Origin of the sequence: Actinospica robiniae DSM 44927 (assembly GCF_000504285.1) — a bacterium.
Lineage (GTDB): Bacteria > Actinomycetota > Actinomycetes > Streptomycetales > Catenulisporaceae > Actinospica > Actinospica robiniae.
On sequence record NZ_KI632511.1, the window covers coordinates 9,370,979 to 9,396,838 of the forward strand.

The following is a 25,860-nucleotide window of genomic DNA, read 5'->3' on the forward strand; positions in this document are numbered from 1 at the left end:
CAAGGAGGCCCCCGGTGAGCCGTGTGGTGCGCGCCGCCCTGTTCCAGACCGCCTGGACCGGAGACGCCGAGACGATGGTGGCCGCGCACGAGAAGGCCGCCCGTGCCGCCGCCGAGCAGGGAGCCCGGATCATCGGGTTCCAGGAGGTGTTCAACGCGCCCTACTTCCCCCAGGTGCAGGAAGCAGAGCACTACCGTTGGGCCGAACCGGTGCCGGACGGCCCGACCACCCGCCGGTTCCAGGCGCTGGCCGAAGAGCTCGGCCTGGTCATCGTGCTGCCGCTCTACGAGCTCGAATCCGCAGGCTTCTCCTACAACACCACCGCGGTCATCGACGCCGACGGCTCCTATCTCGGCAAGTACCGCAAGCACCACATTCCGCAGGTGCACGGGTTCTGGGAGAAGTACTACTTCCGGCCCGGCAACCTGGGATTCCCGGTCTTCGACACGGCTGTGGGCAAGGTGGGCGTCTACATCTGCTACGACCGGCACTTCCCCGAGGGCTGGCGCGCGCTCGGGCTCGCCGGCGCGGAGATCGTCTACAACCCGTCCGCGACCAGTCGGGGTCTGTCCGCCTACCTGTGGCAGCTCGAGCAGCCGGCCGCGGCGGTGGCCAACGAGTACTTCATCGCGGCGATCAACCGCGTCGGCGTCGAAGAGTACGGCGACGACGACTTCTACGGCTCCAGCTACTTCGTCGACCCGCGCGGGCAGTTCGTCGGCGATCTCGCCTCGGACAGCACGGAGGATCTGGTCGTGCGCGACCTCGACCTCGCGATGATCGACGAGGTACGGCAGCTGTGGGCTTTCTACCGTGACCGACGCCCGGACGCCTACGGGCCGCTGACCGGGGCGTGAGGCATGCGCACACTGATCAAGAACGGACTGGTCGTCACCGCGGCCGACGAGATGACCGCCGACGTGCTGATCGAGGGCGAGAAGATCGTCGCGCTCGCCGCCGCCGGCACTCCGACGGCCGAGTCGTGGCATGCGAACGCCGAGAAGATCTTCGACGCGTCCGGGCTCTACGTCATCCCCGGCGGTGTGGACGGGCACACCCACATGCAGATGCCCTTCGGCGGGACCGAGGCCGCCGACACGTTCGAGACCGGCACCAAGGCCGCGGCCTGGGGCGGGACGACCACGATCGTGGACTTCGCGATCCAGTCGGTGGGCGCTTCGCTGCGCGAGGGGCTCGACGCCTGGCACGCCAAGGCCGAGGGGGTCTGCTCGATCGACTACGGCTTCCACATGATCATCTCGGACGTGGACGAACCGGTGCTCAAGGAGATGGACGTCCTCGTCGGCGAGGGGGTGAGCAGCTTCAAGATGTTCATGGCCTACCCGGGCGTCTTCTACAGCGACGACGGCAAGATCCTGCGGGCGATGCAGCGCGCCGCCCGGAACAGCGGCCTGATCATGATGCACGCGGAGAACGGCATCGCCATCGACGTGCTGGTCGAGCAGGCGTTGGCGGCGGGCCGCACGGATCCGCGCTATCACGGCGAGGTCCGCCGCGCCCTGCTCGAGGCCGAGGCGACCCACCGGGCGATCCAGCTGGCCCGGATCGCCGGAGCGCCGCTGTACGTGGTGCACGTCTCGGCGGCCGAAGCCGTGGGCGAGCTGGGGCGAGCCCGGGCGCTGGGACTCGACGTGTTCGGCGAGACCTGCCCGCAATACCTGTTCCTGTCCACCGAAGACCTGGCCCGCCCGGACTTCGAGGGTGCGAAGTACGTCTGCTCCACGCCGTTGCGGCCGGCCGAGCACCAGAGCGTGCTGTGGCGGGCGCTGCGCACCGACGACCTGTCCGTGGTCTCCACCGACCACTGCCCGTTCTGCTTCGCCGAGCAGAAGGAGCTCGGCCGGGGCGACTTCTCCAAGATCCCCAACGGTCTGCCGGGCGTGGAGAACCGGATGGACCTGCTGCACCAGGCCGTGGTGGACGGGCACATCTCCCGCCGCCGCTGGATCGAGCTGGCCTGCACCACGCCCGCGCGGATGTTCGGGCTCTACCCGCGCAAGGGCGCCATCGCGCCCGGCGCGGACGCCGATGTGGTGCTCTACGACCCGAAGGCCCCGTACACGATCTCCGCGAAGACCCACCACATGAACGTCGACTACTCCGCCTACGAGGGCCGGCAGGTGGCCGGGCGCCCGCGGACCGTGCTCTCGCGCGGCGAGGCCGTGATCGAAGAAGGACGCTACGTCGGCCGCCCCGGGCACGGCCGGTTCCTCGAACGTAAGCCCTGTCAGTACCTGCGCTAGGGAGCGACCGCACCATGGACTTCGGGTTGGTTCTGCAGGTCGACCCGCCGGCCGGCCTGCTCGTCGAGCGGATGATCCGCGCGGAGGCTCTGGGCTTCAGCCACGGCTGGACCTTCGACTCGGTGGTGCTGTGGCAGGAACCGTTCGTGGTCTACAGCAGGATCCTGGAACACACCGAGCGGCTGATGGTCGGGTCGATGGTGACCAACCCGGCCACCCGCACGTGGGAGGTGACCGCCTCGGCCTTCGCCACCCTCAACGACATGTACGGCAATCGCACGATCTGCGGGATCGGCCGCGGCGACTCGGCGATGCGGGTCGCCGGGCGCAAGCCGACCACGCTCTCGATGCTCTCCCAGGCGATGAGCGCGATCAAGGACCTGGCCGAGGGGCGCGAGACGGAGATCGACGGGACCCGGATCCGCCTGCCCTGGGTGCGGGACGGCGCGCTGCCGATCTGGATGGCCGCGTACGGCCCGAAGGCGCTGGAGCTGACCGGGCGTCAGGCCGACGGCTTCATCCTGCAGCTGGCCGACCCGTACCTCACCGAATGGATGGTCAAGGCCGTGCGCACCGCCGCCGCGGAGGCCGGCCGCGACCCGGACGGCATCCGGATCTGCGTGGCCGCCCCGGCGTACCTGACCGACGGATCCGAGCAGGGCCGGGCGCACGCGCTGGCGGAGTGCCGCTGGTTCGGCGGCATGGTCGGAAACCACGTCGCCGACCTCGTGGCCCGCTACGGCGAAGGCACCGGCATGGTCCCCACGCAACTGACGGACTACATCAAGGCCCGCCGAAGCGGCGACTACTCCCTGCACGGCCGGGTCGGCAACCCGGCCGCGGCGTTCGTGCCGGACGAGATCGTCGAACGCTTCTGCCTGATCGGCCCGCCCGAGGCCCACCTGGAGAGACTCAGCCATCTGCAATCGATCGGCGTGGACCAGTTCGCGGTCTACGCCATGCACGACGCCGTCGACGAGGTCATCGACGGCTACGGCAAGGACATCCTCACGCAGTTTGCCTAGCCCGCTCCCACACCTCGGGGCGCGCGGACTGGAACGAGTGCGTCAACGAGCTCTGCAGACGGCGGATCGCCTCGAGGTGGTCGCCGGTCCAGATGATCCGGACACCGGTGCCGGTGGCCCGGCCCTCCTCGTCGCGCAGGTCGCGGCGCACCGCCTGGACCAGCCGGCCGACGACTTCCCGGTCGGCGAGCAGCGGCTCGGGCACCGGACCGGCGCCTTCGAGCCCTTCGGCAAGGCCCTGATACCAGCGCAGCGTGCGCTCGGCCATTATCAGCAGCTCCTGCTGCGCCGCGGCCCGGTCGCGGGCCGGCAGGTCCTTACCGGCCCGGCGCCACAGCTCCAGGATCGCGTCCGCGGCCAGGCGCAGCGCGACCACGCCGGTCACGAGCGTGGTCATCTCGCCGAGCGGCACGGCCTTGGCCCCGCGCTCGGCCAGGTAGGTGCGGAAGGTGTCGTCCAGCCGCCTCGCCGCGGCCGCCGCCCGGCGCTCCTCCTGCGCCACCTCGCGGGTCTCGGTCGCGCAGGCGCACCGCGAGACCGCGTAGTCCACCGCGCCGACGAGGTAGCGCGCACTGTCCACGTAGGCCTCCGACAGTGCTCTGCTGACCGCGGACGAGGCGCCGCGAGGCCAGAAGAACAGGCCCACGACCAGGCTGACCCCGCAGCCGATGGCGATGTCCTCGATCCGGAAGAAGATGATCGAGAGCCCGGCCGGCTGGGCCACGTTGAACAGGATCACCAGGGTGAGCGTGAACGCGGCCTGCCCGGCGGCGAACGAGATCGCGGCCGGCACGATCCCGGCGCCCAGCACCGCGATCGGCAGCAGCACCCACAGCAGCGGCCGGTCCTGCCCGATCAGCGCCAGCACCCCGGCGCCCGCGATCGAGCCGGCGATCGTGCCGCCCAGCGCCCGGAAGACGTTCTGACCGGTGTTCAGGGCGTTGGAGCGCAGCACCGAGAGCGTGCCCAGCATGACCCAGAACGCGTGCTGCACGCTGATCGTCTCGGCGATCGCGACGCCGATGCCGAGGCCCACCGCGCCGCGGATGCTGTTGTGCAGCCAGACGGAGTGCGGCTCGAGGTGCGCGGCCGCGCGCTCCCGGGCGCTGCGCCAGGCCCCGGCCGAGGAGCCGGGCTCCCGCCCGAACAGCCGCTCCGGCCAGGAGCGCTGGTCGGCGGCCCGGGAGGTCTCCACGTTCTGCGCGATCTGCAGCACCACGAAGGCCACCTCCTGCGCCCGGAAGGAGACGTCCAGGTCGGTCAGGAAGGCGTCGAGGTCCTGCTCGCCGCGCGCCTCGTCCCGGGCCGGCAGCCGGCCGACCGCCCCGTCCTCCATCGCGCCCAGCGACTTGCGCAGGTCCTCGGCCGCGGCGCGCAGCCGGTCCGGCGAGCCGCCCGGCTGCTCCAGCATGTCCGCCGCGATCTCCAGCACCCCGGCCGCCGCCCGGCGCACCGTCGCCGAGTCCGCGTCGCCGGAAGGGGCTTCCGCGCTCGTCGGACCCGACTCGGCGAGCACCGCGCTGAGCCAGGTCAGCTCGTCGACGAGGCGGACCAGGGCCCGGGAACCGGTGGAGAGCCCGGTGGGCCGGTAGGGCGTGGCGGTGAACGCCTTGCGCAGTTCGTCCGTGGTCGCGGCCGTCTCCCGCGCGCGCAGCCGGCAGTGGGTGAAGGTCTCGCCGCGGGCCAGGGCGGCGGAGTGGGCCGCGTCAGCGTGCAGCTGCCGGGCGGCGGCGCGGCAGGCCGCCGCGGCCGGCCGGACGAGCGGGTTGACCGGCATCCGCGGCCACAGCACCGCGACCGCCGCCATCGAGACCACGCCCGCGAGCAGCACGCCGAACAGCCGGTCGGGCAGATCGGAGAGCGGCGCCGGCGCGGAGACCGGCAGGATGAACGCGAGCAGCAGGCCCGTCGTCGAGGCCGCCAGCACCGAGCTGACCACGCCGGAGAAGAGCACGAGGAAGCCGATGACGACCGTGGCCAGCACGGCGATCCACGGCTCGCGGCCGGCCAGCGTGCCGAGGGTGACCAGCAGCAGCCACGCCACGGTCAACGCGGCGTGCGCCCGCACCCGCTGCACCAGCGGCCCGGCCAGGTCGATGAGCAGCAGCATCGAGAACGAGGAGAACGCCGCGAACGTCCCTATCACCGGCTCGTGCAGCGCCTCGGTGCACAGAGCGAAGAGGGAGGGCAGAACGAGCGCGGTCCGGGCCGCGCGCCGGGTGGCGGCCAAGTCGGAGTCCTTGCGCCGCAACCACCCGGAGAGCTGACCAAACCAAGTCATCCGCAGCCGCCTCATCATGTGAAGAATCGGTCGATCGTTCCATGAGAAGCAGTCCTATGCCAGCTCGGCACGCAGCGCGGACATCAGGGCACGATGGCCAGCGCGGCAGCAAGGCGGTCCAGCGCCTCGGTGAAGTCGGCGGCGGGGAGGTGGCCGAATCCGAGCCGGAAGACGCGGTCGTCCTCGCCGAACCAGGACCCTGGTGCGACGCGCACTTCGTGCCGGGCCAGGCGCCGGTAGAACGCTGCGACGGCATCGCCATCGGGGAAGTGCTCGGCGGCCAGGCGCACGACGCACAGCGCCCCGCCGTCCGGACGCAGTAGCTCGAGCGGCTGGTCCTCGGCCCACCGCTCCAACGCGCCGAGCGCCTGGCCGAGCCGCAAGGCCCGCGGCGCGAGAATGCGGTCTTGCTGCCGCAGGACTTGCGCCGCAAGGCGTTCGTCGACAGTCGAGCAGGCGATCGTCGTATGGAACTTCGCCTGACGCAGTTGCTCGAACAACTCGGCGTCGGTCGCGGTCAGCCAGCCCACCCGCAGCCCGGCGGCTCCGTGCGCCTTGGAAAGCGAGGAGCAGGTGACCACTTGCGGCCCCGATGTCGCCGCGGACGAGGGGATCGGGGCGTCGCCGAAGGTGGAAGCGCGGTAGGTCTCGTCGATCAGGACCTTGGCCCGCGGCGCGCGCTCGGCCACCAGGTCAATCAGAGCCTTGAGTTCGGGCTCTGCGAAGCGGATGCCGGACGGGTTCTGCGGCGAGGCCAGGGAGACCAGGCGGGTGCTCGGCGAAAGCGCCTCGGCCATCCGATCCAGCGGCATTCGGTAGCCCTCGTCGAAGGCCAGCGGCACCGCGACCACGCGGGCGCCGAGCGCTTCGGGCACGGCCCGCACGGGCGGGAAGCACGGAGTGGTGAGCACGGCCTCGTCGCCGGGCCCGCACGTGGCCTGGGCCAGCAGGAACATCGCCTCGATGGCGCCGACCGTCACGAGCACCGCGGCCGGGTCCACCCCGATGTCCGCGGCGATGAGCGACCGCAGTTCACCCTCACCGAGGGACGTGCCGTAGCCGAGTTCCACCTCGGCGAGGGTGCGGGGATCGCCGAGGTCGCCGAGCCGCAGCGGCGGGCAGGTGCTCTCGGCGAGGTCGTAGCGGACCGGCTGGTCGATCAGGGCTGTCATGACGCTGGACGCGAAGAAGGCCATGGCTCAAGCATCGTCGCGGGAGGGCGGCGTGAGGAGAGCCAATCGAACGCGAGTGGATGCATAGGTGCCCGCCGAGGGGGCACCGGAGGGAAGATCCGAAACCGACCGCCACGAAAGGGGCCTCGGACATGAGCACGACGGACAAGCTGCAGAACGCCGCCGAGCAGGCCAAGGGCAAGGCGAATGAGGCCACGGGCAAGGCGACCGGCGACCGCGATCAGGAGATGAAGGGCAAGGCTCAGCAGAGCAAGAGCGACCTCAAGCAGGCCGGCGAGAAGGTCAAGGACGCGGCCGGCAACATGAAGGACGACAAGTAAGGCGCCCGGAGGCTGAGCTCAGCGCTGGCGGCCGGACTGCTGCGGCAGTCCGGCCGCCAGCGCTGCCTGCGCGAGTACCGCGCGCAGCATCGCGGGCGTGAGCGTGCGGGTGGCGATGTTGCGATGGCTGGGGTGGAAGCAGCCGATGAGGCGCACAGTGAGACCGTCGGCCGCGTGCTCGAGTTCGACCTCGGCGCCGTGCCCGAACGCGGGCCGGGGCCGTGGCACCCGCCAGCCCGCCTCGGCGAGGATCGGCAACAGCGTCTGCCAGGCGAAGCCGCCGAAGGTGAGGATGGCACGCGTGGTCGGCCGCATCAGCTCCAGTTCACGCACCAGCCAGGGCCGGCAGGCGTCGCGTTCGGCGGTGGTCGGCTTGTTGTCGGGCGGCGCGCAGTGCACTGGCATGGTGATGCGTACGCCCACGAGCTCGGTCCCGTCGTCCCGGCGCGTCGAAGTCGGGTGCGTGGCCAATCCCACGTCGTGAAGCGCGGCGAACAGGACGTCTCCGGCCGGGTCGCCGGTGAAGGCCCGCCCGGTCCGGTTCCCGCCGTGCGCCGCCGGCGCCAGTCCGACGATGACCAGCGGCGCGGTGGCCGGGCCGAGCCCGGGCACCGGGCGCGACCAGTAGTCCCACGCGGCGAACGCCCGCCGCTTGACCTGGCCGACCTCCTCGCGCCAGGCCACCAGCCGCGGGCAGGCCCGGCAGCCGGTCAACGCCGCGTCGAGCTGCGCGACGGACTCGGCGCCCGCAGCTGTCGCGGCCGGCGCGGCCGGTGGCAGTGGCGACACCGTGACGGCCGTCACGACGCCTTCTCCGATGGTCATACCGGACACCGTACCGTCCGCCGCCCACGGTGAATTCCGGCGACCTCGGCCGCGCGTCCTGCCCATCCGGCCAGTTCCGGCGGCGTAAGGTCCTGACCCGAGGGAACCGACGCCTGGGAGTTACGACATTGGCCGAGAGCCGATCCGCGCCGCACGCCGCCTCGGGAAGGCGGGTCGCCGTCCTCGGTGCGGGCGTCGGCGGATTGACCGCCGCCCACGAACTCGCCGAACGCGGCTTCGAGGTGACCGTCTACGAGCGCCGCGAGGTCCCCGGCGGCAAGGCCAGGTCCCTGTTCGTACCGCGCACCGGCAGCGGCGGCCGGCGCGACCTGCCCGGCGAGCACGGGCACCGGATGGTGCTCGGCTTCTACCGCAACCTCCCGGACACTCTGCGCCGCATCCCCGGGGCGGGCGGCGGCACCGTGCACGACAGCCTCGCGCCGGTCTCCCGGTTCGAGATCGCCCGCACCGGCGAGCGCGACAGTATCGCGATCCCGCTCGGGCCGGGCGCGCTGAACCTGGGCACCCCTGTGCTCGCGAACGCCAACCTCCTGGTCAACGCCCTCGCCGCAGTGCTCGAAGAAGCCCCCTTCCTCCCGCCCGAGGAAGTGCTCTTCCTCGCCGGGAAGGTCAGCATGCTGTTCAGCAGCTGCGACGAGCGCCGGTTCGGCCAGTGGGAGCACGAGGGCTGGTGGGAGTTCTGCCACGCCGAGCAGATGTCCGCCGACTACCAGCAGATCTGGGGCGGGGGCGTGCAGATCCTGGAGGCGCTCAAGCCGCGCACCGCCAGCGTGCGCACCATCGGCCAGGGCCTCGAGGCGATCTTCTCCAGCCTGTTCGAGCTCGGCAGCGACGGCCCGTTCGACCGGGTCTTCTCCGGCCCCACCAGCGAGCAGTGGATCGACCCGTGGGCCGAGCACCTGCGCTCCCTGGGCGTCGAGTTCCGCTACGGCTGGGAGGTGGAGGACTTCGAGGTGCGCGACGGCCGCGTCACCGGCGCCCGGGCCCGCACGCCCGAGCAGTCCGCCGCGCGCGTCGAGGCCGACTGGTTCGTGGCCGCGGTCCCGTCCGACCGCGCCGTGCGGCTGTGGAACTCCGAGCTGCGCGCCGCCGATCCGAGCCTGGCCGCCATGGACGGGCTCGAACACACCTGGTCCAACGGCATCCAGTACTTCCTGCGCAAGCCCGCCTCGATCACCCCCGGCCACGTCTTCCACATCGACGCGCCGTGGAAGCTGGCCTCGATCAGCCAGTCCCAGTTCTGGCAGGCCCCGTTCGCCGACACCTGGGGCGACGGCCAGGCGCAGGAGTCGCTCTCCGTGGTGGTCTCCGACTGGGACACTCCCGGCCTGCTCTACGGCAAGCCCGCGCACCGCTGCACCCGCGACGAAGTCGCCCGCGAGGTGTGGGCGCAGATGCAGGCGCACCTGAACAAGAGCGGCGAGGTCGTGCTGGACGACTCGATGCTGCACTCCTGGTACCTCGACGAGGCGATCACCGAGGCCGACGGCGCCCTGCGCAACGACGAACCCTTCCTGATGAACAGCATCGGATCCTGGGATCTGCGGCCCGAGGCGTCCACGGCCCTGGGCAACCTCTTCCTGGCCGCCGACTACGTCCGTACCTACAGCAACGTCGACTTCGCCACCATGGAGACCGCGAACGAGGCGGCCCGCCGCGCCGTCACGGCCCTGCTGAAGGCGGCCGGCGCCGCGGACGCGCCGCCGGTGGCGACCTACGACCGGTACGAGCTGCCGGAGTTCGCGCAGGCGAAGGCGATCGACCGGGAGCGCTGGAAGCAGGGCCTGCCGCACGTCCTCGACATCGAGCACGGGTCGAGCGACTAGGCATCAGTGCTCTGATGACGCCGGTACCGCGCGACCACAGGATCGAGCATTGAGCACTCCTACCGACCGAAGCACCGACACTGGCACCGGGACCTCGCACTACCTGGTCCTGGCCGCGATGATCTTCGCCGTCTCGATGACCTTCATCGACCAGACCATCGTGTCCATCGCGGTGCCCGAGATCCAGCACGAGCTGGGCCTGACCAGCACCGGCGTGCAGTGGGCGGTCAACGCCTACCTGCTCACCCTGGCCGCGTTCTTCGCCTTCGGCGGACGGCTCGCCGACAGTGTCGGCCACAGCAAGATGGTCGTGACCGGGGTGATCGTCTTCGCGCTAGCCTCGTTCCTGTGCGGTCTGACGCCCAAGGGCAGCGCGGCCGAGGCGTGGATCGTCGCGTTCCGCGCGGTGCAGGGCGTCGGCGGCGCGATCATGTTCCCGGCCGCGCTCGCCATCGTGGTCCAGGGCTTCGCGCTGGCCGAACGGGGCCGGGCGCTGGCGCTGTTCTTCGGCGTCGCCGGCGGGCTCACGGCGATCGGCCCGGTCCTGGGCGGCTTCCTGACCGACTGGACCTGGCGGGCCATCTTCTGGGTGAACCTGCCGGTCGCGGTGATCGCGCTGGTGCTGACCCGGATGGCCAAGCCGGTCACCGCCACCCGGCCCGCCCCGATCGACTACCGCGGCCTGGTGCTGATCGCGTTCGGCATCGGGCTGAGCGTCTTCGGCTTCCAGCAGTCCCAGATCTGGGGCTGGTCCAACCCGGCCATCTGGATCTGCATCGCCGCCGGCGTGCTGCTGCTGGCCGTGTACGTGAACGTGGAGCGGCGCACCGCGTCGCCGCTGATCAAGATGAGCATCTTCTCGGTCCGGCCGTTCGCCGTGCAGAACCTGATCCTGTTCATCTCCATGCTCGTGTTCATCCCGGTGTTCTTCTTCTCCAGCGAGTACGCGCAGATCTCGCTGGGCGACAGCTCGTCCGGCGCGGGCGTGTTCCTGCTCTACTTCTTCATCGGCTTCGTGATCGCCTCGCAGATCGGCGGCCGCATGTTCGACGTGGCAGGCGCGAAGCGGCCGGTGGTGCTCGGCTGCATCCTGGCCGTGATCGGGTTCTACCTGTGGGCGAGCGACGTCACCTCGCTCAGCTTCGGCTCGCAGGAGTGGGACATCATCCTGGCCGGCGCGGGCATGGGCTTCATGCTCACGCCCGCCAACACGGACGCGGTCAACCGCGCCTCGCGCCTGTCCTACGGCGAGGCGACCGGCATCACCCAGACCGTGCGCAACTACGCGGCCAGCCTCGGGCTCGCCGTCCTCGGCACGATTCTGGTGACGCGGCTGCGCACCGAGCTCACCGGTTCCCTTACCGCGCAAGGGATGCCGCACGACCAGGCCGTCTCGACCGCGTCCCGGCTCTCCCAGATCCAGGCGCAGGCGAGTTCGAGTACTGCGGCCATCCCGCAGTTCTTCCGCACCGACTTCGCCGAGGCGACGCAGACGGTGCTCTACACGATGTCCGGGATCATGGCCGCCGCGGCCGTCGTCGCGTTCGTCGGCCTGCGCTACGGCAAGCAGACCGAGATCGTGGAGGAGAGCGACGTCGAGGGCGGATACAACCGGCGGCCGGACGACTCAGTCCGCTGATGCCGGACCGGCGCCCGGCCGCTCGGCCAGCCACTGCTTCGCCGTCTTCTTCGGGGCGCGGCACAGCCAGGCCTCGATCAGCAGTTCGGAGAGCTCCGACTCAGGGATCGACGGCAGCTTGACCAGGACCGCCTTGTACCCGTCGAAGTGCGGGATGGTGAAGTAGACGTCCGGCGCAGCGGCCACCAGCGCCTCTTTCACCGTCAGGTCGGGCACCCGTGCGGCCAGGATCGGGTCGGCCGGCACCGGCGCGCCGAGGACCTCGAGTGCCTGCACGTCCGTGCGCCGCAGCGTCCGCTCCCACGCGAACATCGCGTCCCGCACGCGCCACACCGGACCGCCCGCCTGCGCGCTCGAGCCCTCCGTGGTCTCCGGCAGAGCCAGGGCCAGCCGTCGTACGTCGTCCCACGTCGCCATGGGTCACACGTTAGTCGGTGGGGGCGCTCGCCGACGGGGATGCGGTGGCGTCCGACGGCGCGGCGCTGGGCGAATCGCTTGAGGACGAAGCGCTCGCAGAGGCCGAGGCCGACGCCGTCGGCGAAGCCGGCGAAGACGGCGTCGACGAGGACGTGCCGCCGCTCGGCGTGGTCGTCGGGGTCGAGCTGGCCGAGGAACTGGCGGTGTTGCTCGGCGTCGCCGAGGTCGAGGGCGGCTTCGTGCTGGTCGATGTGCTGGGCGTCTTCGACGGCGTCGTCTGGGGCTGGGTGGCCTGCGTCGTCGTGGGCGCCGCGGGGACGGTCAAGGAGGGCAGGGCTATCGCGCTCGTGCCCTGGGTGCCGGGCAACGTGGCCAGGGAGGTCAGCGAGGCGAGTGACGAGAGCGAGCTCACCGACGTCTTCGGTGCCGTGGCCGACGAGGTGCCGCCGGCCGAGGTGGCTGCCGTGGCCGCCGGCGTTCCGTTCGTGGCCGCGACACTGACCTGCGAGGACGGCGTCTGCGGGGTCACCGCCACGGAGATGGCCGAGGCCTGGGCCGGGTGGCTCGCGGCCGTGGTGCCGAGGGTCACCGCCATGGCCGCGGCGGCGACGCCGACCACGCCGACGGAGCTGAGGAGCACCCCCTTGGTCGGGTGCATCGTCTTGAGCGCGAGCTGGGAGCCGCTCTTGCCGGCGGCCTTGGGCTTCACGCGGGCGTGGCGCGCCCCCGTCCTGCTCTCGCGCATCGGGTTCCCTTCGCTAGACCTGACCGCAAGAGTCCACCATAAATGGATAAATAGCCAAACCCATAAGCCCATAGGTCACACCTCGGTCACGTCGGACCGTCGGCGGCTAGCCCAGCCCCGAATGGAGCCGTCGCCATCGCCCACCGCCACATGGCTCCTGAACTGCGGAGACGTCGTGTCAGTGGGTCGACGGCCGCTGGTGCGAGGCCGGCGCGGCGATGCTTGACTTGCCGGGTGGACCGCAAGCACACATCTCTGCTCGCACCGCGCTCCAAGAAATCCGACTCGGGCGACGACGAACGAGAACGGGCCGCTGCGCGGCGCCGGGAACGCGTGCGCCTGATGATCCTGATCACGGCCCGCGCGGGCGAATACCGCCGCGGCCTGGCGCGCGCGGCGGACCGGCTGAGCCCCGAGGAGACGGTGATCCTCGCCGACCTCGAAGGCCACGGCCTCCAGGTGCCGCAGATGCGCGACGTGCTGTGCGGCGGCCACGTCCTGGTCGACGACCCGGACCTGTACGAGCAATGGCGGTTCGCCGACGTCAGCCACACGCGCATCTCCAGCCACCACCGCGACATCGACAAGGCCAAGTACCCCGACATCGGCCTGCGCGGAAGCCTCGTGCGCGAGAAGCTGCACGGCCGCACCGCGAACGGCACCTGGGTGCAGCTGGAGAAGACGCCGGCGGCTTTCGGGAAGCGCAAGCTGCCCAGCCTCGACGACGTGCGGCACCTGATGGACTACGTCGTCTACCGTGTCACGAGGAGCAACGTCGGCCCCTGGGGCCTGTCCCGGGTGACCGAGCGCCGCCCGATGTACCTCTCGCCGATGCTCGCGGTGCCGGTCGCACTGAGCCCGCCGGTCGCCCGCACGCTCGGCAAGGCGCTGCGCCGGATCGAGGAGTCGGACGACGTCACCTCCGTCTCCGCGGACCTCGCCGCTCGCGTCCCCCCGCCCGAGCGCTCCGATCCGGCGGCCGAGCTCGGGCAGGCGCTCTCCGGCCGGGGCGGGCGCGGACTGTTCGGCAGCTCCGAGGTGTGGGTGACCCAGGCGCCGTCGCCCGAAGCCGCCGACCTGCTCAGCCGGACCCGCAGGCCGCCGGCGCCGAACACCTGGCAGACGGGAGAGACCCGATGAACGACGAGCGCGCGCAGGACACCCCCGCCGCCGGGCCCGGCACGGCGGGCCAGCCCGGCGCCGCCTCGGTGCCGGAGGGCCTGGTCACCGCCGTGGTCCAGCTGGTCGAGACCGGGCCGGTGCTGCTCGGCGCCTACACCATCGCGGAGCTCACGGCGGTGGACGCGGTCGTGGACTTCCTTGAGGTGCGGCCCTCGGACGAGGTCCTGGCCGAGGCTGTCCGCTCACTCGCGGCACGGCAGCTGCTGCTGCCCGGGAACTCGCCGGAACAGGTGCAGGTGCGCGGCGACCTCGGGATCGCGGTGGCGTTCCAGCAGCGCGCCCGCAAGGTGCTCGACGCCCGCGTGGCCGGCACCGAACCCGGCGAGCCGTGGCGGATCCTCGTGTTGCCGCAGCCGGAGCACATCTGCCTGGTCGTGCGGATCGACGCGCTGGGCGTGCACGAGATCGCGCTGCGGAAGCTGGACGACACCCTGGAGATGCTCACCGAGTGGCTGCCGCACGGCTCCCCGGCCCGCGAGGAGACCGTCACCGACGAGGACGCGCTGCTCACCGACTCCAAGCGGTCCGCGCTGGTCACGCTCACCGCGTACACGGCGGAAGGCTCCGCGGAGACCGCCGGCGCGAGCACGGACCTGATCCTCGCGGCCCGCGACGGCCACCTGCACGCGCTGAGCCGCGACCGGGCCGTCGACGGCGACGGCCTGCGGCCGGAGACGGTGGACGGCCGGGACGGCGTCCGGGAACGGCTAGGGGAGCTCATCGGCGTGGCCTGACCGGCGTCGCTGTGATATACGAATACGAAGAATGTGTGGGGGGAGCCGTGCCCTTCGGCCGTGCGGCGCCCGGCGGCCGGGGAGGGCGTTTTTGTCGGAGAACCATTCCCACGGCGCGGATCCCGCGGATCCTGCGGATCTCGCGCAGGGCATCGCCGAGGCGGTGGCGCTGCGCAACAGCTGCCTGAGCCTGCTCGAGAAGGGCGAGTACGACCGGGCCGAGCCGATCCTGGCCGAGTCGGTCGCGATGCTGCGCTCGCTCGCGGCCCTCGATCCGCACGCCGTCGGCCCGCAACTGGGCCTGGGGCTCAAACCGCTCGCCGCGCTCGCCGTCGCCGGCTCGAATTATGGTCGTGCACGGCAACTGGCGACCGAGGCCCTGCCGTTGCTGCGGCAGGGGGTCACCGAGCGGCCCTCGCAGTACGTGGCGTCGTTAAGCAGGGTCCTGTGGTACTTGGCGGAATCCCTCTGCCAGGTCGGGGAGCCGGAGCCCGCACTGCCGCTGTTGGATGAGGCGATCGAGCTCGTCGACCACCCCGGATTCGCGCCAGACCCCGTCGTCGCGGCCCTGCTCAGCGACGTCCGGTTGGCGGTCGATCTGCGGGAGGTCGTGCTCTTCCGATGCCTGCGCACCCGCCTTGAGGCGCTGCAGCGCCTGCACCGCACCGATGAGGCCCTCATCGCCGCGCTTGAGGCAGTGGACGTCGGGCGGCTGCTCGCGCAGCGCGCCCCCGACCGTTACAGCCCCCTGATGGCCAGGGTCCTGACCCGGCTCGCCCTGATGCACGAGCAGAGCGACGGACCGGCGGCGGGCGCGTTCCGGCAGGAGTCGCTGCCGTACTGGTACGCGGCGGCCGTGCACCAGCGGGAGCGGCTCGGCCCTGATCCCCAAGCGGCGCCGCAGATGCTCCGCTTCGCGCTGATCAAGGAACTGATGCCGTTCGGGCTGGAGCTTGTGCGGCTCGGCCGCGGTCCGGAGGCCCTGCCGTCCGCACGCGAGGCGGTCGACCTCGCGCGAGCGCTGGCAGCGGAGAACCCGGATAAGTGGCAGTCCGTGTTCGAGACGTGCCAGAAGCACCTGGCCGGACTCGAACATCGTCCCTGGTAACGACGAATCGGCCGGGGCTGCACGCCGCCTCGGCTGCTGCGTGTCGAACCGTACTGCCGTCCTGAGCGTCACTCACCACGTAAGGTGTCGGAATATCACCGAGGCGGTCGGCAGTAATTCGGAAGGCAGGACATGGCGAGCAAGAAACCAGGCAAGGCGACGGCGAACACCCTGGTCGACTTCGGCATCACCGGTGACCTCGCGCACAAGATGACGCTGCGCGCGCTCTACCGGCTCGAGCGGCGGGGCCTGCTCGACTGCCGGATCATCGGCGTCGCCGCGGAATCCTGGACGCTGGACCGGCTGATCGAGCACGCGCGCGAGGGCATCGCGGCGTCCGGCGAGAAGATCGACGACGAGGTGTTCGACCGCTTCGCTAAGCGGTTGACGTACATTTCCGGCGACGTCAAGGACGACAAGCTCTACGAGCAGCTGGCGAAGGAGCTCGGGCCGAAGGCGCGGACCGTCTTCTACCTGCAGATGCCGCCCTCGCTGTTCGGCCCGATCGTGGAGAAGCTCGGGCAGCACGACCTGCTCGGCGGCGCCCGGGTGGCGGTGGAGAAGCCGTTCGGCCACGACCTGGCCTCCGCCCGCGAGCTCAACGACCGGCTGCGCGCGGTGCTGGCCGAGGAGCAGCTGCTGCGGGTGGACCACTTCCTCGGCAAGTCCCCGGTCATCGAGCTCGAATACCTCCGCTTCGCCAACCTGGCGCTGGCCGAGCTGTGGGACCGCAAGAGCGTGGCGGCCATACAGATCACCATGGCCGAGAACTTCGGGGTCGAGGACCGCGGCCGGTTCTACGACCCGGTCGGCGCGCTGCGCGACGTGGTGCAGAACCACCTGCTGCAGGTCCTGGCCCTGGTCGCGATGGAGCCGCCGGCCGGCGCCGGCGCGGACGACCTGCGGGACAAGAAGGGCGAGGTGCTCCGGGCGGTGCACCCGGCCGACCCCAAGCGCTACGTGCGCGGCCAGTACCACGGCTACCTCGACGTGCCCGGCGTCGCCGCCGACTCGCAGACCGAGACCTTCGCGGCGCTCCAGCTGGAGATCGACAACTGGCGCTGGTCCGGCGTCCCGATCTACCTGCGGGCCGGCAAAGCGCTGGCCGAGCGGGTGACCGAGGTGCGGCTGCACCTCAAGCGCACGCCGAGCCTCGCCTTCCTGCCCAAGGCCGGCCAGGCCGAGGCCAACCAGATCGTGCTGCGGATCGACCCGGAGCCGGGCCTGCGCATGGCCATAACGGCCAAGGCCGACCAGAGCGCGGACTGGTCGCCGCTCACCCTCGACGCCAGCTTCGCCCGCGAGCTCGGCGAACCGCTCGAGCCCTACGAGCGGCTGCTGCACAGCGCCCTGATCGGCGACGCACAGCTCTACGCCCGCGAGGACAGCGTCGAGGAGTCCTGGCGCATCGTCCAGCCGCTGATCGACGCCCCGCCGCCGGTGCACGTCTACGAGCGCGGCAGCTGGGGGCCGGTCGAGGCCGTGGAGAAGCTGACGCGCAGCCACGTGAAGTGGCACAAGCCGTGGATGCCTGACGAGGTGTAAGACGACAGCGAGGCCGGGCCCCGCCGCCGCACCGGCGGCAGGGCCCGGCCTCGCTGTATCCGGCCCCTGCTATTCGGCCGGGGGCGGCGTCGGGACCGAGCCGTAGCGCTCGCCGACCACCTGCGCGCCGAGCGGCTCGAGGTCGGCCAGGGCCTGCGCATCGAGCCGCACGTCGAGGGCCGCGGCGTTCTGCTCCAGCCACTTGACCCGCTTGGTGCCCGGGATCGGCACCACCGTCACGCCGAGCCGCTCGGCCTGCGCGTACACCCAGGCCAGCGCGACCTGCGCCGCCGTCGCCCCGAGCCGGTCGGCCACCGCGCGCACCGCGTCCGCGATCGCGCGGTTGGCCTGCCCGGCGTCGCCGGCGAAGCGCGGGTTGCTCGAGCGGAAGTCCCCGGCGGCCAGCTGCCCGGTCTCGACCGTGCCGGTCAGGAAGCCGCGGCCGAGCGGCGAGTAGGCCACCAGCCCGATGCCGAGCTCGGCCATCGTCGGCGCGAGCGCCTCGACCTCGGTCCGGCTCCACAGCGAGTACTCGGACTGGACCGCGCTGATCGGGTGCACGGCGTGGGCCCGGCGCAGCTGCTCGGCGGAGAACTCCGAGACGCCGAGCCGGCGCACCTTGCCCTCGCGCACCAGCTCGGCCATCGCGCCGATGGTCTCCTCGACCTCGACGTTCATCGGCGGACGGTGGACGTAGTACAGGTCGATGACGTCGATCCCGAGGCGCAGCAAAGAACTCTCCGCGCTGCGCCTGACGTACCCGGCATCGCCGCGCACGGTGCGGGCGCTGTCACCGCCGGTGCGGTCGATGCCGAACTTGGTGGCCAGCTGGACCCGGTCCCGCCGGTCGTGGAGGGCGCGGCCGACGAGCACCTCGTTGTGCCCGGACCCGTAGATGTCCGCGGTGTCCAGAAGGGTGACGCCGAGATCGATGGCGCGGTGGATGGTGGCGATCGACTCGTCCCAGTCGCCCGGGCCGTAGAACTCGCTCATGCCCATACACCCGAGGCCCTGCGCCGAGACCTCGAGACCGCCGAGGAGGATGCGTTCCATGAGCCACACCGTATCGCCTAAGGCATGGCGAAACCCCTCCCGGTGTGTCCGGGAGGGGTTCGTCGTGTGCTGTGTGTGGTGCTGGCTTTGGTTATCAGTGGTTGACGATGGTGGAGACGATGTGGGCGGCCTGGTCTTCCCACTGCGAGTACAGGGAGCCGTTGAAGGAGTCCTGGACGTCCTGGGCGGCGCGGTGCAGGGACATGCTCTGGTAGCCCGACGGCAGGTTCTTCAGGAACGCCTTGGCCGCGTAGGTCGGGTCGTTGAGCTGGCTCGGGGTGCCCCAGCCGCAGGAGGGGCGCTGCTGGAACAGGCCGAGGGAGTCGTGGTCGACCGCGACGTTGAGGTTCTGGAGCTTGGATTCCTGCATCGAGGTGGCAACGGCGATGGTCGCGGCGTAGGGGGACAGGTGCATGTCCTCGGCGGCCTTGACGATGGAGGTGGCGTTGGACCACTGGTCGGAGTCCAGGGTGATGTGCGACTGGCTTCCGACGGTGCCGGTGGGCTCGAGGGTCGCGGTGGTGGAGCCGGCGAACAGGCTGGTCGGGGTCGCGGCCTTGGCGGTGGTCTTCGCCGGGGTGGTGGTCTTGGTGGTGGTCTTGGTGGTGCTGGCGGCGGTGGCCTTGGCGGTGCTCGCGGTGGCCTTGACGCTCGCGGGGGCGACGTGGGCGGTGGCGGGCTTGGCCGGGGCGGTGGCGGCGGAGGCGGTCAGCGGGGCGACGCCGACGCCGACGGCGGCCAGGGCGAGCGCGGCGGCGGGGTAGCGGCGCGGGCTGGAGATGAAGGTGCGGAACGCGGAGGTGGACATGCGGTTCTTCAGCACGAGTTCTAGAGCCTCTCCTTCGGCCGCCTACCGGGTTAGCTGACGGGTTCGGGCGGAAGGGGAGTTCGCCCTACAGCCCCCACACCGGGCGACGAAGACACGGACGCATAAGCACGTCGTGGGCGTCGTTGGTGAAGAGGGGGCCGATTCACCCCGGGGGACCGGCACGGTTGAGTGCCTGGTACTCATTGGGTCCCCGGCTCCGATCGGGTTCGCGCTGCGGGAGCTTCGTCGACCGCGGCGCCGCCCGGGTATCGGACTCGGCGGGTGCCCGGTGCCGGAACTTGTTTTCACGGCGTGGACCGGGCCACGACAAGAACATTACCCGAGATGCCCGGTATGTCCAAATTCCGGCGGAAACTCAACCGCCCGTAATGACGCCATCACCCGAGGTCAGGAAAAACCCACCCGCAAAGCCCGCGAAACACCTCGGAACCAGCGCCCCACCTGCACGAACGCCCGACCTGACGCCTTTCACCGCATTCCGTGAAATACCCATAGCCAAGCGTAACAACGACCACCCGCCGCTATTCTCCGCAATTCCATAAACGCGGAAAGCGACCATACTCCCGTATGGTCGCTTTCCGATTGTAGGCGATTACTCTGGGTTCACCCGCCTGCGGTTATCGGAATGGTGCTGGCGCCGGCGCCCCCGGTGACGGTGTTGGAGGCGTACACGATGTTGGGATCGGCCGCGCAGGCGGTCTGGTCCTTCACGTCGAAGCCGTAGCCGATCGCGCTGCCGAGGTTCAGGTTGTTGTGCGCGAAGACGTTGCCGCAGCCGAAGCCGGTGTAGAGCTGCTCGACCAGGATGCCCTGCTGGTAGGCGTCGACGCCGGTGTTGCCGGTCACGGTGTAGTCGTTGCCCTTGACGTCGACCCAGGCCACGGCCGAGTTGGCACCCGCCTCGCCGGTGGCGTTGAACGAGTTGCCCTCGATCGTGCTGCCGGTGGTGCCTTCCTTGGCGTCGATGTTCTCGGCGGTGATGCCCGGGCCGAGGGTGTTGTTCAGGATCAGGTTGTCGTTCGAGGTGTCCGGCTGGCCGCCGCTGTAGGTGCCCCAGTTGCTCTGCGCGCTGCCGAGGTAGATGCCTTCGCCGTATCCGGCCTGGTACTGGCCGGTGTTGCTGACGGTGGAGTTCTCGACCGTGTCGTCGCTGCTGAAGGCCCGCAGGTGGATGCCCTCGTCGCCGATGTTGCTCACGTGCAGGCCGTTGAGGACGTCGTGGTCGGCGCCGTCGAGGACGACGCCCTTCTGCGCGCTCGTCACGCTGAAGCCGGACAGGACCCAGTAGCTCGCCTTCAGGTGCACCGCGTAACCGCTGCTGGTGTTGTAGCCGGCCAGGATCGCGGTGACGGGGCCGGTGAGCGTGATCGGCGCGGCGGCGGTACCGCTGATGCTCGGGCTGAACTCGCCGGTATAGGTTCCGGCGGCGAGCTGAATGGTCTCGCCCGGCACGGCCTTGTTCAGCGCGGACGAGAGCTGGCTGGCGGTGGAGACCTGCACGACGGTGCCGCCCGCGCCGGTCGTGCCGGTTGCCGTCGCGGAGGCGCTGGGACTCGCGCTCGCACTCGCCGACGCGCTTGCCGACGCGGATACCGAGGGTGACGCAGAGTTCGAAGGAGACGCCGACGCGGAAGCTGATGCCGACGCAGAGGCCGAAGCCGACGTTCCGGTGCCGCCGCCGGCCGCGGTCAGGCTGAAGTCGTCGGCGTCGTACGTGCCCTCGCCGTACCAGCCGTGGACGTATACGGACACTGAGGTCGTGGTCGCGCCGGTGGTGAACGTGGTGGACAGCTGGCTCCAACCGGCTGCGGCCGGGGTCCAGGCGTCGGAGTAGCCGGTCGCGCCGAGGTACACGTAGTCGCCCTCGACATAGGCCGAGAGCGTGTACTGGGTGTTCGGCTGCACCGCGACGGTCTGAGTGCACTGCGCGTCGTCGGAGCCGGTGGCCGCGCCGGCCAGCGCGTGGGCCCCGGCGTGCACCGGCGAGCCCACCACCGAACCGGTGCCGGCGTCGCAGCTCCACGGCGTGAGCGTGCCGGTCTCCAGGCCCGGGTCGGCGAGCAGGTTCGCGGCGGCGGCGTCGGCGGTCGTGGGTGCCAGCGCCCATCCGCCGGCCGCGAGCAGCAGCCCGGCCAGCGTGGCCGCGCCCAGCGTGCCGGTGCCGTAGATGCGGACCCTGCGACGTCGGTTCACGACGGGTTCATCTCCCCTCGATGGCCCGCGGCCGTGCTCCGCCGAGCACGCGCCGCCTGCGCGCCGGGTCACAGCACCCGACGATGTCCGCAGTCACGATGCGGCACCAGCCGACGCGCCGTCAAGGGGTCTAGACCATTTTGGCGGCCGGCGGCTCTCGCCGCCGGTCGGATCCCCGATCCTGCCGGGTCGTCTCGCGCGCCCGGCCTCAGCCGTTGCCGACGTTGCCGCAGAGGTTGTCGAGGGCGTCGCCGTCGCTCTCCAGCCGCTGGCCGGCCGCGTCCGCCGAGGCCTCGCCGGACGAGTCGCCGTGCAACAACTGCTGCAGGCCGGTCAGGAAGGTGTCGAGGTCGGTGTCGAACTTCTTGATCGCCAGGCGGACGTTGTCGTGCGTCGCCTTGGCCTCGTCGCCGGTGAGCTTCTGCTGCAGGCTGCGCATGTCGCTGATGAACTTGTCCCCGGCGGTGGTCAGCTGCGTCGAGTCGCCGCTGCTCTCGGCATCCTGCAGGCCCTGCTCGTCGGCCGACAGGGTCGAGACGAGCTGCGCCGAGTCCGACTCCGCCGAGATGCAGGCCGCGTCCGCGGCGGTGGAGTTGCCGATCTTGTAGATGCCGAACGCGGCGCCGCCGGTGAACACCAGCGAGAGCGCGATGCCGACGTTTCCCGCGACCTTCCCCGCGCCGCCGAGCGCGGACGCCCGAGCCCGGCCGATGATCGAGAGGACCAGGCCGACCACGGGTATGAAGCAGCAGATGGCGCCGGCCAGCGCGACGCCGTTGGAACGCTGCGCCGGATAGGCGCCGGGCTGCGGCCAGCCGCCCGGCTGCGCGTAGCCGGCGGCGCCCGCCGGGTAGCCGGGCTGCTGCTGTTGCCCGTAGTCGGGCTGCTGCTGCCCATAACCGGATTGCTGCGGGTAACCGCTCTGATCGAGGTTGGACGCGGACAGCTCCTGGTACGGGTCGCGCTCGAGGTAGGGCGTGGTGGGCTGCTGCCCGGAGTACCCGCCCTGGTCCGGATAGCCCCCGTAGGACGGCTGCTGCGGCGGCGCCCCGTAAGGCGGCTGCTGCTGCGACGCGTTCGGATCCGGCTGCCCGGGCCACGACTGCTGGCCCTGCTGCTCCGGCTGCGCGTAATAGCCCTGATTCGGCGGCTGCTGCGGCGGCTGCTGCTGAGGCCAGCCGCCTTGGGACTGGCCCGGCTGCTGAAGCGGTTCAGAGGGGTTTCCCCAAGATGGCTCGGTCATCGCCGCGTTGCCCCGTTCGTCTCGATCACGGTGGTGTGCCTGTCTTCGCCGACTATCATCGAGTATGAAACAACGCGTTGTCGAGGGCTCGGACCGCGCATCCGCCGAGCGGAGAACCCGTTGCGCCGAGCCGCGATCGCGACGCGGCACCCGTCGGCATGTGCCCGACGGTCTCCTGCTCTCCCGCCCGCAGTCGCAGAGGGCGACGATGCCGGCGAGATCTCGCCGGTAATGATCGCCGAATCATTCGGCGATCTTTCGGGCTGAAAAAATTCGCGCCTTAAAATTTCATGACTGCTAGGATGCGCCTGCCTGCAGCGCCCGCGTGAGATTTACGGGATGCGGACGCTGATTCTTTAGGGAGGGATCAAAGGCATGTTCCAGCCTGTCCACCCACCAAAACCACCACGATTCCGCGCGTTCGCACTGGTCGCAGCCGTCGCCGCGGCTCTCGTCCTTTCGGCCGTGCCGGCCTCGGCCGACGTCGCGTCTTCGCCTTCGACGGCGGTCGAGAAAACAATCGGCAAACAGGAAACGAATTCCCCTTCCATTTCCCCTGCTTCGCAGCAGGCTGCGCCCAAGCCCACCAACGCCGGACTGGCAAAGGCCGCGACGCGGCCGCAGACGCGGCCGAGCGCTCCGTCGGCCGGAAAGTCCGTCAAGGTCTCGGCGACGACGGAGCGTTCCGCGCGGGCCGCCTCGGTCAAATCGGCCATCGCACACACCGCGGTGCCGGACACCTGTTCAGGGGCGATCTCACCCGACGTCGTCGATCCCTGCGACAGTCCGTCGGCATCCGGCACGGACACCTTCACGATCGACGAGAGCGAGAGCGCCGACCTGCTCGTCGTCGGCGTCGCTTCCACCGACGGGGCCGAGCTTCCCTTCACGCTCACCGATCCGAGCGGCGCGGCCGTCAGCTGTGTCGCGCCGTCGTTCGGTCAGAACCCGCAGTGCGCGACCAGTGCTTCCGGCACGTACACCCTCGCGGTGACGAACCAGGGTTCTGATTACACGGTCTCGTACCTGGCGCTGCTGTCCGACTCGACGTGTACGGCCCTCGACCCGTCGTTCGCGAGCGCTCCGGTCGAGGGGTCGGTCGCCGCGGGTGCCGCAGGCGCCTGCTTCACGCTGGACATGACCAGCGGACACACCGTCGCCATCGACTTCGGCAACGGCGCCACCTCGTACCTCTCGACGCCGCTGGGCATCTACGACGCCACCGGCGCGCAGGTCTGCTTCAACGGCTACGGCACCTGCGTCCTGAGCGGCATCGGACCCTACCGCGCCCTGACCGGCAACAACCAGGGCACCGCGTTCACCTTCGGGCTCTCCCTCAACGACCTGACCGATCCGGTCGGCTGTGCCGCCGCGTCGCAGCTCGCCTACGGCGTCGCCCCCGACGACTCCTCCGCGGACGAGTGCCGCACGCTGACCGTCAAGACGGCCGACGAGTACCAGGTGTACGCCGCCGGCGATTGGAGTCTCGGCGGGGTCTCCGGCACGCTCTACACGAGCGCCGGCGCCACCGCGTGCACCAACTCCGGGCCCTTCTGCGCGCTGACGCCGGGCACCTACTACTACGTCGAGAACCAGGATCCGCTGGCGCCGTACGACTTCGCCGTGGGCTTCGTCGCCGCGGACGAGAAGCACGGCTGCGCGGCCACCGGGATCAAGGACTTCGCCACCGGTCCCGCCGCGGCCTCGTTCAGCGGCGTCGGCGAGTCGGTCTGCCTCACCCTGCCCGCCGCGGCCACCGGGAAGTCGTTGTACGTGTACGACGAGAACCCGACTGCCACCGGGTACGCCGCTCCGCTCCTCGTACTGGACTCCACCGGGGCCCAGACCTGCACCAACCTCTACAACGACAGCGGCACCTGCACGCCGACCGGCACCGCGCCGTTCCACGTGGTCCTCGATGCGCAGACGATCGACAACCCGAGCTACAAGGTCCTGATCCAGGCGACGGACTCCACGGCCGGGTGCGCGGTGTGGAAGCAGTCCGGATACGGCAGCTCCTTCGGCGCGACCGTGACGACGAGCTACACGTCGAACTACGCGTGCCTGACGCTGCCGGCGGACAAGCACGCGGTCGGTGAGATGGTCGACTACACCGACACCACGAACACGGAGGACGGCGGCATCTCGATCAACGACTCGGCAGGCGATCAGGCGTGCCTGGTGCTGATCACCAGCCTGTGCACCTTCCAGCCCGGGGTCACCTACACCGCGATCCTCAGCAACAGCGGCCAGGCCCAGACCTACGACCTGGTCCGCCGCGACGACACGTCGAGCGCCACGTGTTCGACCCCTGCGTCCCTGACGCCGGGCGCCCCGTCCACCGCGACGAACTTCACCAGTGCCATCACCGCGCACTGCTACCGGGTCTCCGCCGCGGCCACCGACGACATGTGGTTCGACGTGCGCACCACCGCCCCGTACCCGGCCGGCGCGATCCTCGCGGTGACCGACGGCACGGGCGCCCTGGTGTGCAACTTCGTGACCATCTGCCAGACGGACGGATCCACCGACTACCAGGTGATCGCGATCGCCTCGGGCTACGCCGGAACCACCATCGCCGGGCACCTGGACACCTGGCAGATGGCCACCGCGGCGGGCCCCGCGGCGGTGTGCGCGGCGAACCAGCTCAGCGTCGACGGCTGGGGGCCGACGAGCCTCAAACTGACCGAGTCCGCCCCCGCCTACTGCGCGACGATCTCGCTCTCGACTTTCCAGTCGTTCGACGTCTACGACGCCGTCTCGGGCAACGGGGCGCAGCCGCTGATCGACGTCTACCCGCTCAACCCGTGGAAGCCCCCGTACTCGTTCACGGACGGCATCTGCTTCGGGAGCGACTGCAACACCGCGAGCGACAGCGGTGAGGCCATCGTCCTGGTGAGCCTCAACGGAGCGCAGAGCCCGGTGAACCTCACCGAGCAGGGCGTGTGCGGCTCCGGCTGCACCAGGCCCGCCGCGCCGACGATCTCCGCGATCAGCCCGGCCCGCCAGCCCGCCGGGACGGCGCAGAAGGTGACCGTCACCGGGACGAACCTGAACCTGGGCACCACGGTCATGCTGGCCACCGCCGGAAACCCGGTCGCGTACGCGTCCATCTCGCAGCCGGTCTCGGTGAGCGCCGACGGCACGTCGCTGACGGTCCTGCTCAACACCTCCGCCGTCACGCCGGGCAAGTACGACGTGATGCTCAACGCGGACTACACGATCCCCACCACCTCGCCCAACTACCTGTCCAACGCCTACACCGTCACCGCCGCGCCTACGGCGGCCGGTTCCTGATCCGTAGGATCCAAGCGCTGACAGCAGGGCCCGGACACTCCTCGAGTGTCCGGGCCCTGCGGCGTGTCCGGACCCTGCCGCGCGAGCCCGGCGGCGAAGGCACAGGTCAGGGCTCGCATT

General features: G+C 70.8%; 21 protein-coding genes and 1 riboswitch. Of the genes, 12 read left to right on the forward strand and 9 right to left on the reverse strand.

Features of this window, described 5'->3' with window-relative positions; translation table 11 throughout:
• Positions 1 to 14: 14 nt before the first annotated feature.
• Genes ACTRO_RS40240 through ACTRO_RS40250 form a run of 3 tightly spaced genes read left to right on the forward strand, consistent with a single transcriptional unit; the run spans position 15 to position 3,289 of the window.
• Positions 15 to 857, forward strand: coding sequence for a nitrilase-related carbon-nitrogen hydrolase (locus ACTRO_RS40240; protein WP_034271693.1), 843 nt, complete (start codon positions 15 to 17; stop codon positions 855 to 857).
• A 3-nt stretch (positions 858 to 860) separates the two neighbouring features.
• On the forward strand, positions 861 to 2,264 hold the full coding sequence (gene hydA / locus ACTRO_RS40245) for a dihydropyrimidinase (protein ID WP_034271695.1): 1,404 nt from the start codon (positions 861 to 863) through the stop codon (positions 2,262 to 2,264).
• A gap of 14 nt (positions 2,265 to 2,278) precedes the next feature.
• Complete coding sequence (locus ACTRO_RS40250) at positions 2,279 to 3,289, forward strand: TIGR03842 family LLM class F420-dependent oxidoreductase (protein WP_034271697.1); 1,011 nt, start codon at positions 2,279 to 2,281, stop codon at positions 3,287 to 3,289.
• On the opposite strand, the gene ACTRO_RS40255 is transcribed toward ACTRO_RS40250, so the two are convergent.
• Positions 3,273 to 5,570, reverse strand: coding sequence for an FUSC family protein (locus tag ACTRO_RS40255; protein ID WP_211244587.1), 2,298 nt, complete (start codon positions 5,568 to 5,570; stop codon positions 3,273 to 3,275). The two genes, ACTRO_RS40250 and ACTRO_RS40255, sit on opposite strands and share 17 nt — an antisense overlap.
• An 83-nt stretch (positions 5,571 to 5,653) precedes the next feature.
• On the reverse strand, positions 5,654 to 6,766 hold the full coding sequence (locus ACTRO_RS40260; protein WP_051452141.1) for a pyridoxal phosphate-dependent aminotransferase: 1,113 nt from the start codon (positions 6,764 to 6,766) through the stop codon (positions 5,654 to 5,656).
• 128 nt (positions 6,767 to 6,894) lie between these two features.
• Here ACTRO_RS40260 and ACTRO_RS40265 point away from each other — a divergent pair, with 128 nt between their 5' ends.
• Positions 6,895 to 7,083, forward strand: coding sequence for a CsbD family protein (locus tag ACTRO_RS40265; protein ID WP_034271699.1), 189 nt, complete (start codon positions 6,895 to 6,897; stop codon positions 7,081 to 7,083).
• Between the two features lie 18 nt (positions 7,084 to 7,101).
• On the opposite strand, the gene ACTRO_RS40270 is transcribed toward ACTRO_RS40265, so the two are convergent.
• Complete coding sequence (locus ACTRO_RS40270; protein ID WP_084316902.1) at positions 7,102 to 7,908, reverse strand: uracil-DNA glycosylase; 807 nt, start codon at positions 7,906 to 7,908, stop codon at positions 7,102 to 7,104.
• Positions 7,909 to 8,036: 128 nt separating this feature from the next.
• Here ACTRO_RS40270 and ACTRO_RS40275 point away from each other — a divergent pair, with 128 nt between their 5' ends.
• Positions 8,037 to 9,755: a hydroxysqualene dehydroxylase gene (locus ACTRO_RS40275; RefSeq protein ID WP_063628162.1), complete on the forward strand. Its 1,719-nt coding sequence runs from the start codon at positions 8,037 to 8,039 to the stop codon at positions 9,753 to 9,755.
• Between the two features lie 118 nt (positions 9,756 to 9,873).
• Positions 9,874 to 11,394 (forward strand): MFS transporter, encoded by a 1,521-nt coding sequence (locus tag ACTRO_RS40280; RefSeq protein ID WP_051452628.1) that lies wholly within the window; start codon positions 9,874 to 9,876, stop codon positions 11,392 to 11,394.
• Here ACTRO_RS40280 and ACTRO_RS40285 read toward each other — a convergent pair.
• A complete protein-coding gene (locus tag ACTRO_RS40285) occupies positions 11,383 to 11,811 on the reverse strand; it encodes an MmcQ/YjbR family DNA-binding protein (protein ID WP_034271700.1) in 429 nt (142 codons plus the stop codon). The two genes, ACTRO_RS40280 and ACTRO_RS40285, sit on opposite strands and share 12 nt — an antisense overlap.
• A gap of 17 nt (positions 11,812 to 11,828) precedes the next feature.
• On the opposite strand from ACTRO_RS40285, the gene ACTRO_RS40290 reads away from it, so the two are divergent.
• From ACTRO_RS40290 to ACTRO_RS40310, 5 genes are all read left to right on the forward strand, one after another.
• Complete coding sequence (locus ACTRO_RS40290) at positions 11,829 to 12,782, forward strand: hypothetical protein (RefSeq protein WP_157436715.1); 954 nt, start codon at positions 11,829 to 11,831, stop codon at positions 12,780 to 12,782.
• An 8-nt stretch (positions 12,783 to 12,790) separates the two neighbouring features.
• On the forward strand, positions 12,791 to 13,696 hold the full coding sequence (locus ACTRO_RS40295; protein ID WP_034271704.1) for a hypothetical protein: 906 nt from the start codon (positions 12,791 to 12,793) through the stop codon (positions 13,694 to 13,696).
• Positions 13,693 to 14,472, forward strand: a complete 780-nt coding sequence (locus ACTRO_RS40300; RefSeq protein WP_034271706.1) for a hypothetical protein — start codon at positions 13,693 to 13,695, stop codon at positions 14,470 to 14,472. The genes ACTRO_RS40295 and ACTRO_RS40300 overlap by 4 nt, the downstream gene beginning before the upstream one ends.
• Before the next feature lie 91 nt (positions 14,473 to 14,563).
• On the forward strand, positions 14,564 to 15,580 hold the full coding sequence (locus tag ACTRO_RS40305; protein WP_034271708.1) for a hypothetical protein: 1,017 nt from the start codon (positions 14,564 to 14,566) through the stop codon (positions 15,578 to 15,580).
• 132 nt (positions 15,581 to 15,712) lie between these two features.
• Complete coding sequence (locus tag ACTRO_RS40310; protein WP_034271710.1) at positions 15,713 to 17,125, forward strand: glucose-6-phosphate dehydrogenase; 1,413 nt, start codon at positions 15,713 to 15,715, stop codon at positions 17,123 to 17,125.
• 69 nt (positions 17,126 to 17,194) lie between these two features.
• Here ACTRO_RS40310 and ACTRO_RS40315 read toward each other — a convergent pair whose 3' ends face one another.
• The 5 genes from ACTRO_RS40315 to ACTRO_RS40335 all read right to left on the reverse strand — a co-directional run bounded on the left by ACTRO_RS40315 (position 17,195) and on the right by ACTRO_RS40335 (position 23,159).
• A complete protein-coding gene (locus ACTRO_RS40315; RefSeq protein WP_034271711.1) occupies positions 17,195 to 18,178 on the reverse strand; it encodes an aldo/keto reductase in 984 nt (327 codons plus the stop codon).
• Positions 18,179 to 18,272: 94 nt separating this feature from the next.
• Positions 18,273 to 19,001 (reverse strand): hypothetical protein, encoded by a 729-nt coding sequence (locus ACTRO_RS44615; protein ID WP_051452143.1) that lies wholly within the window; start codon positions 18,999 to 19,001, stop codon positions 18,273 to 18,275.
• A gap of 9 nt (positions 19,002 to 19,010) precedes the next feature.
• A riboswitch (cyclic di-AMP (ydaO/yuaA leader) is annotated at positions 19,011 to 19,230 on the reverse strand.
• Positions 19,231 to 19,610: 380 nt separating this feature from the next.
• On the reverse strand, positions 19,611 to 21,200 hold the full coding sequence (locus ACTRO_RS44620) for a carbohydrate binding domain-containing protein (RefSeq protein ID WP_051452144.1): 1,590 nt from the start codon (positions 21,198 to 21,200) through the stop codon (positions 19,611 to 19,613).
• A gap of 208 nt (positions 21,201 to 21,408) precedes the next feature.
• Entirely contained in the window at positions 21,409 to 22,443 is a 1,035-nt protein-coding gene (locus ACTRO_RS44625; RefSeq protein ID WP_051452145.1) for a chromosomal replication initiator protein DnaA, read from the reverse strand.
• A 356-nt stretch (positions 22,444 to 22,799) separates the two neighbouring features.
• The gene (locus ACTRO_RS40335) at positions 22,800 to 23,159 is read right to left on the reverse strand and encodes a hypothetical protein (RefSeq protein ID WP_157436716.1); all 360 of its coding nucleotides are present in this window, start codon (positions 23,157 to 23,159) and stop codon (positions 22,800 to 22,802) included.
• A 13-nt stretch (positions 23,160 to 23,172) separates the two neighbouring features.
• Between ACTRO_RS40335 and ACTRO_RS40340 the strand changes: the two genes are divergently transcribed.
• Positions 23,173 to 25,740 carry an IPT/TIG domain-containing protein gene (locus ACTRO_RS40340; protein WP_034271715.1) on the forward strand — a complete coding sequence of 856 codons (2,568 nt, stop codon included), beginning with the start codon at positions 23,173 to 23,175 and terminating at the stop codon, positions 25,738 to 25,740.
• Positions 25,741 to 25,860 lie beyond the last annotated feature (120 nt).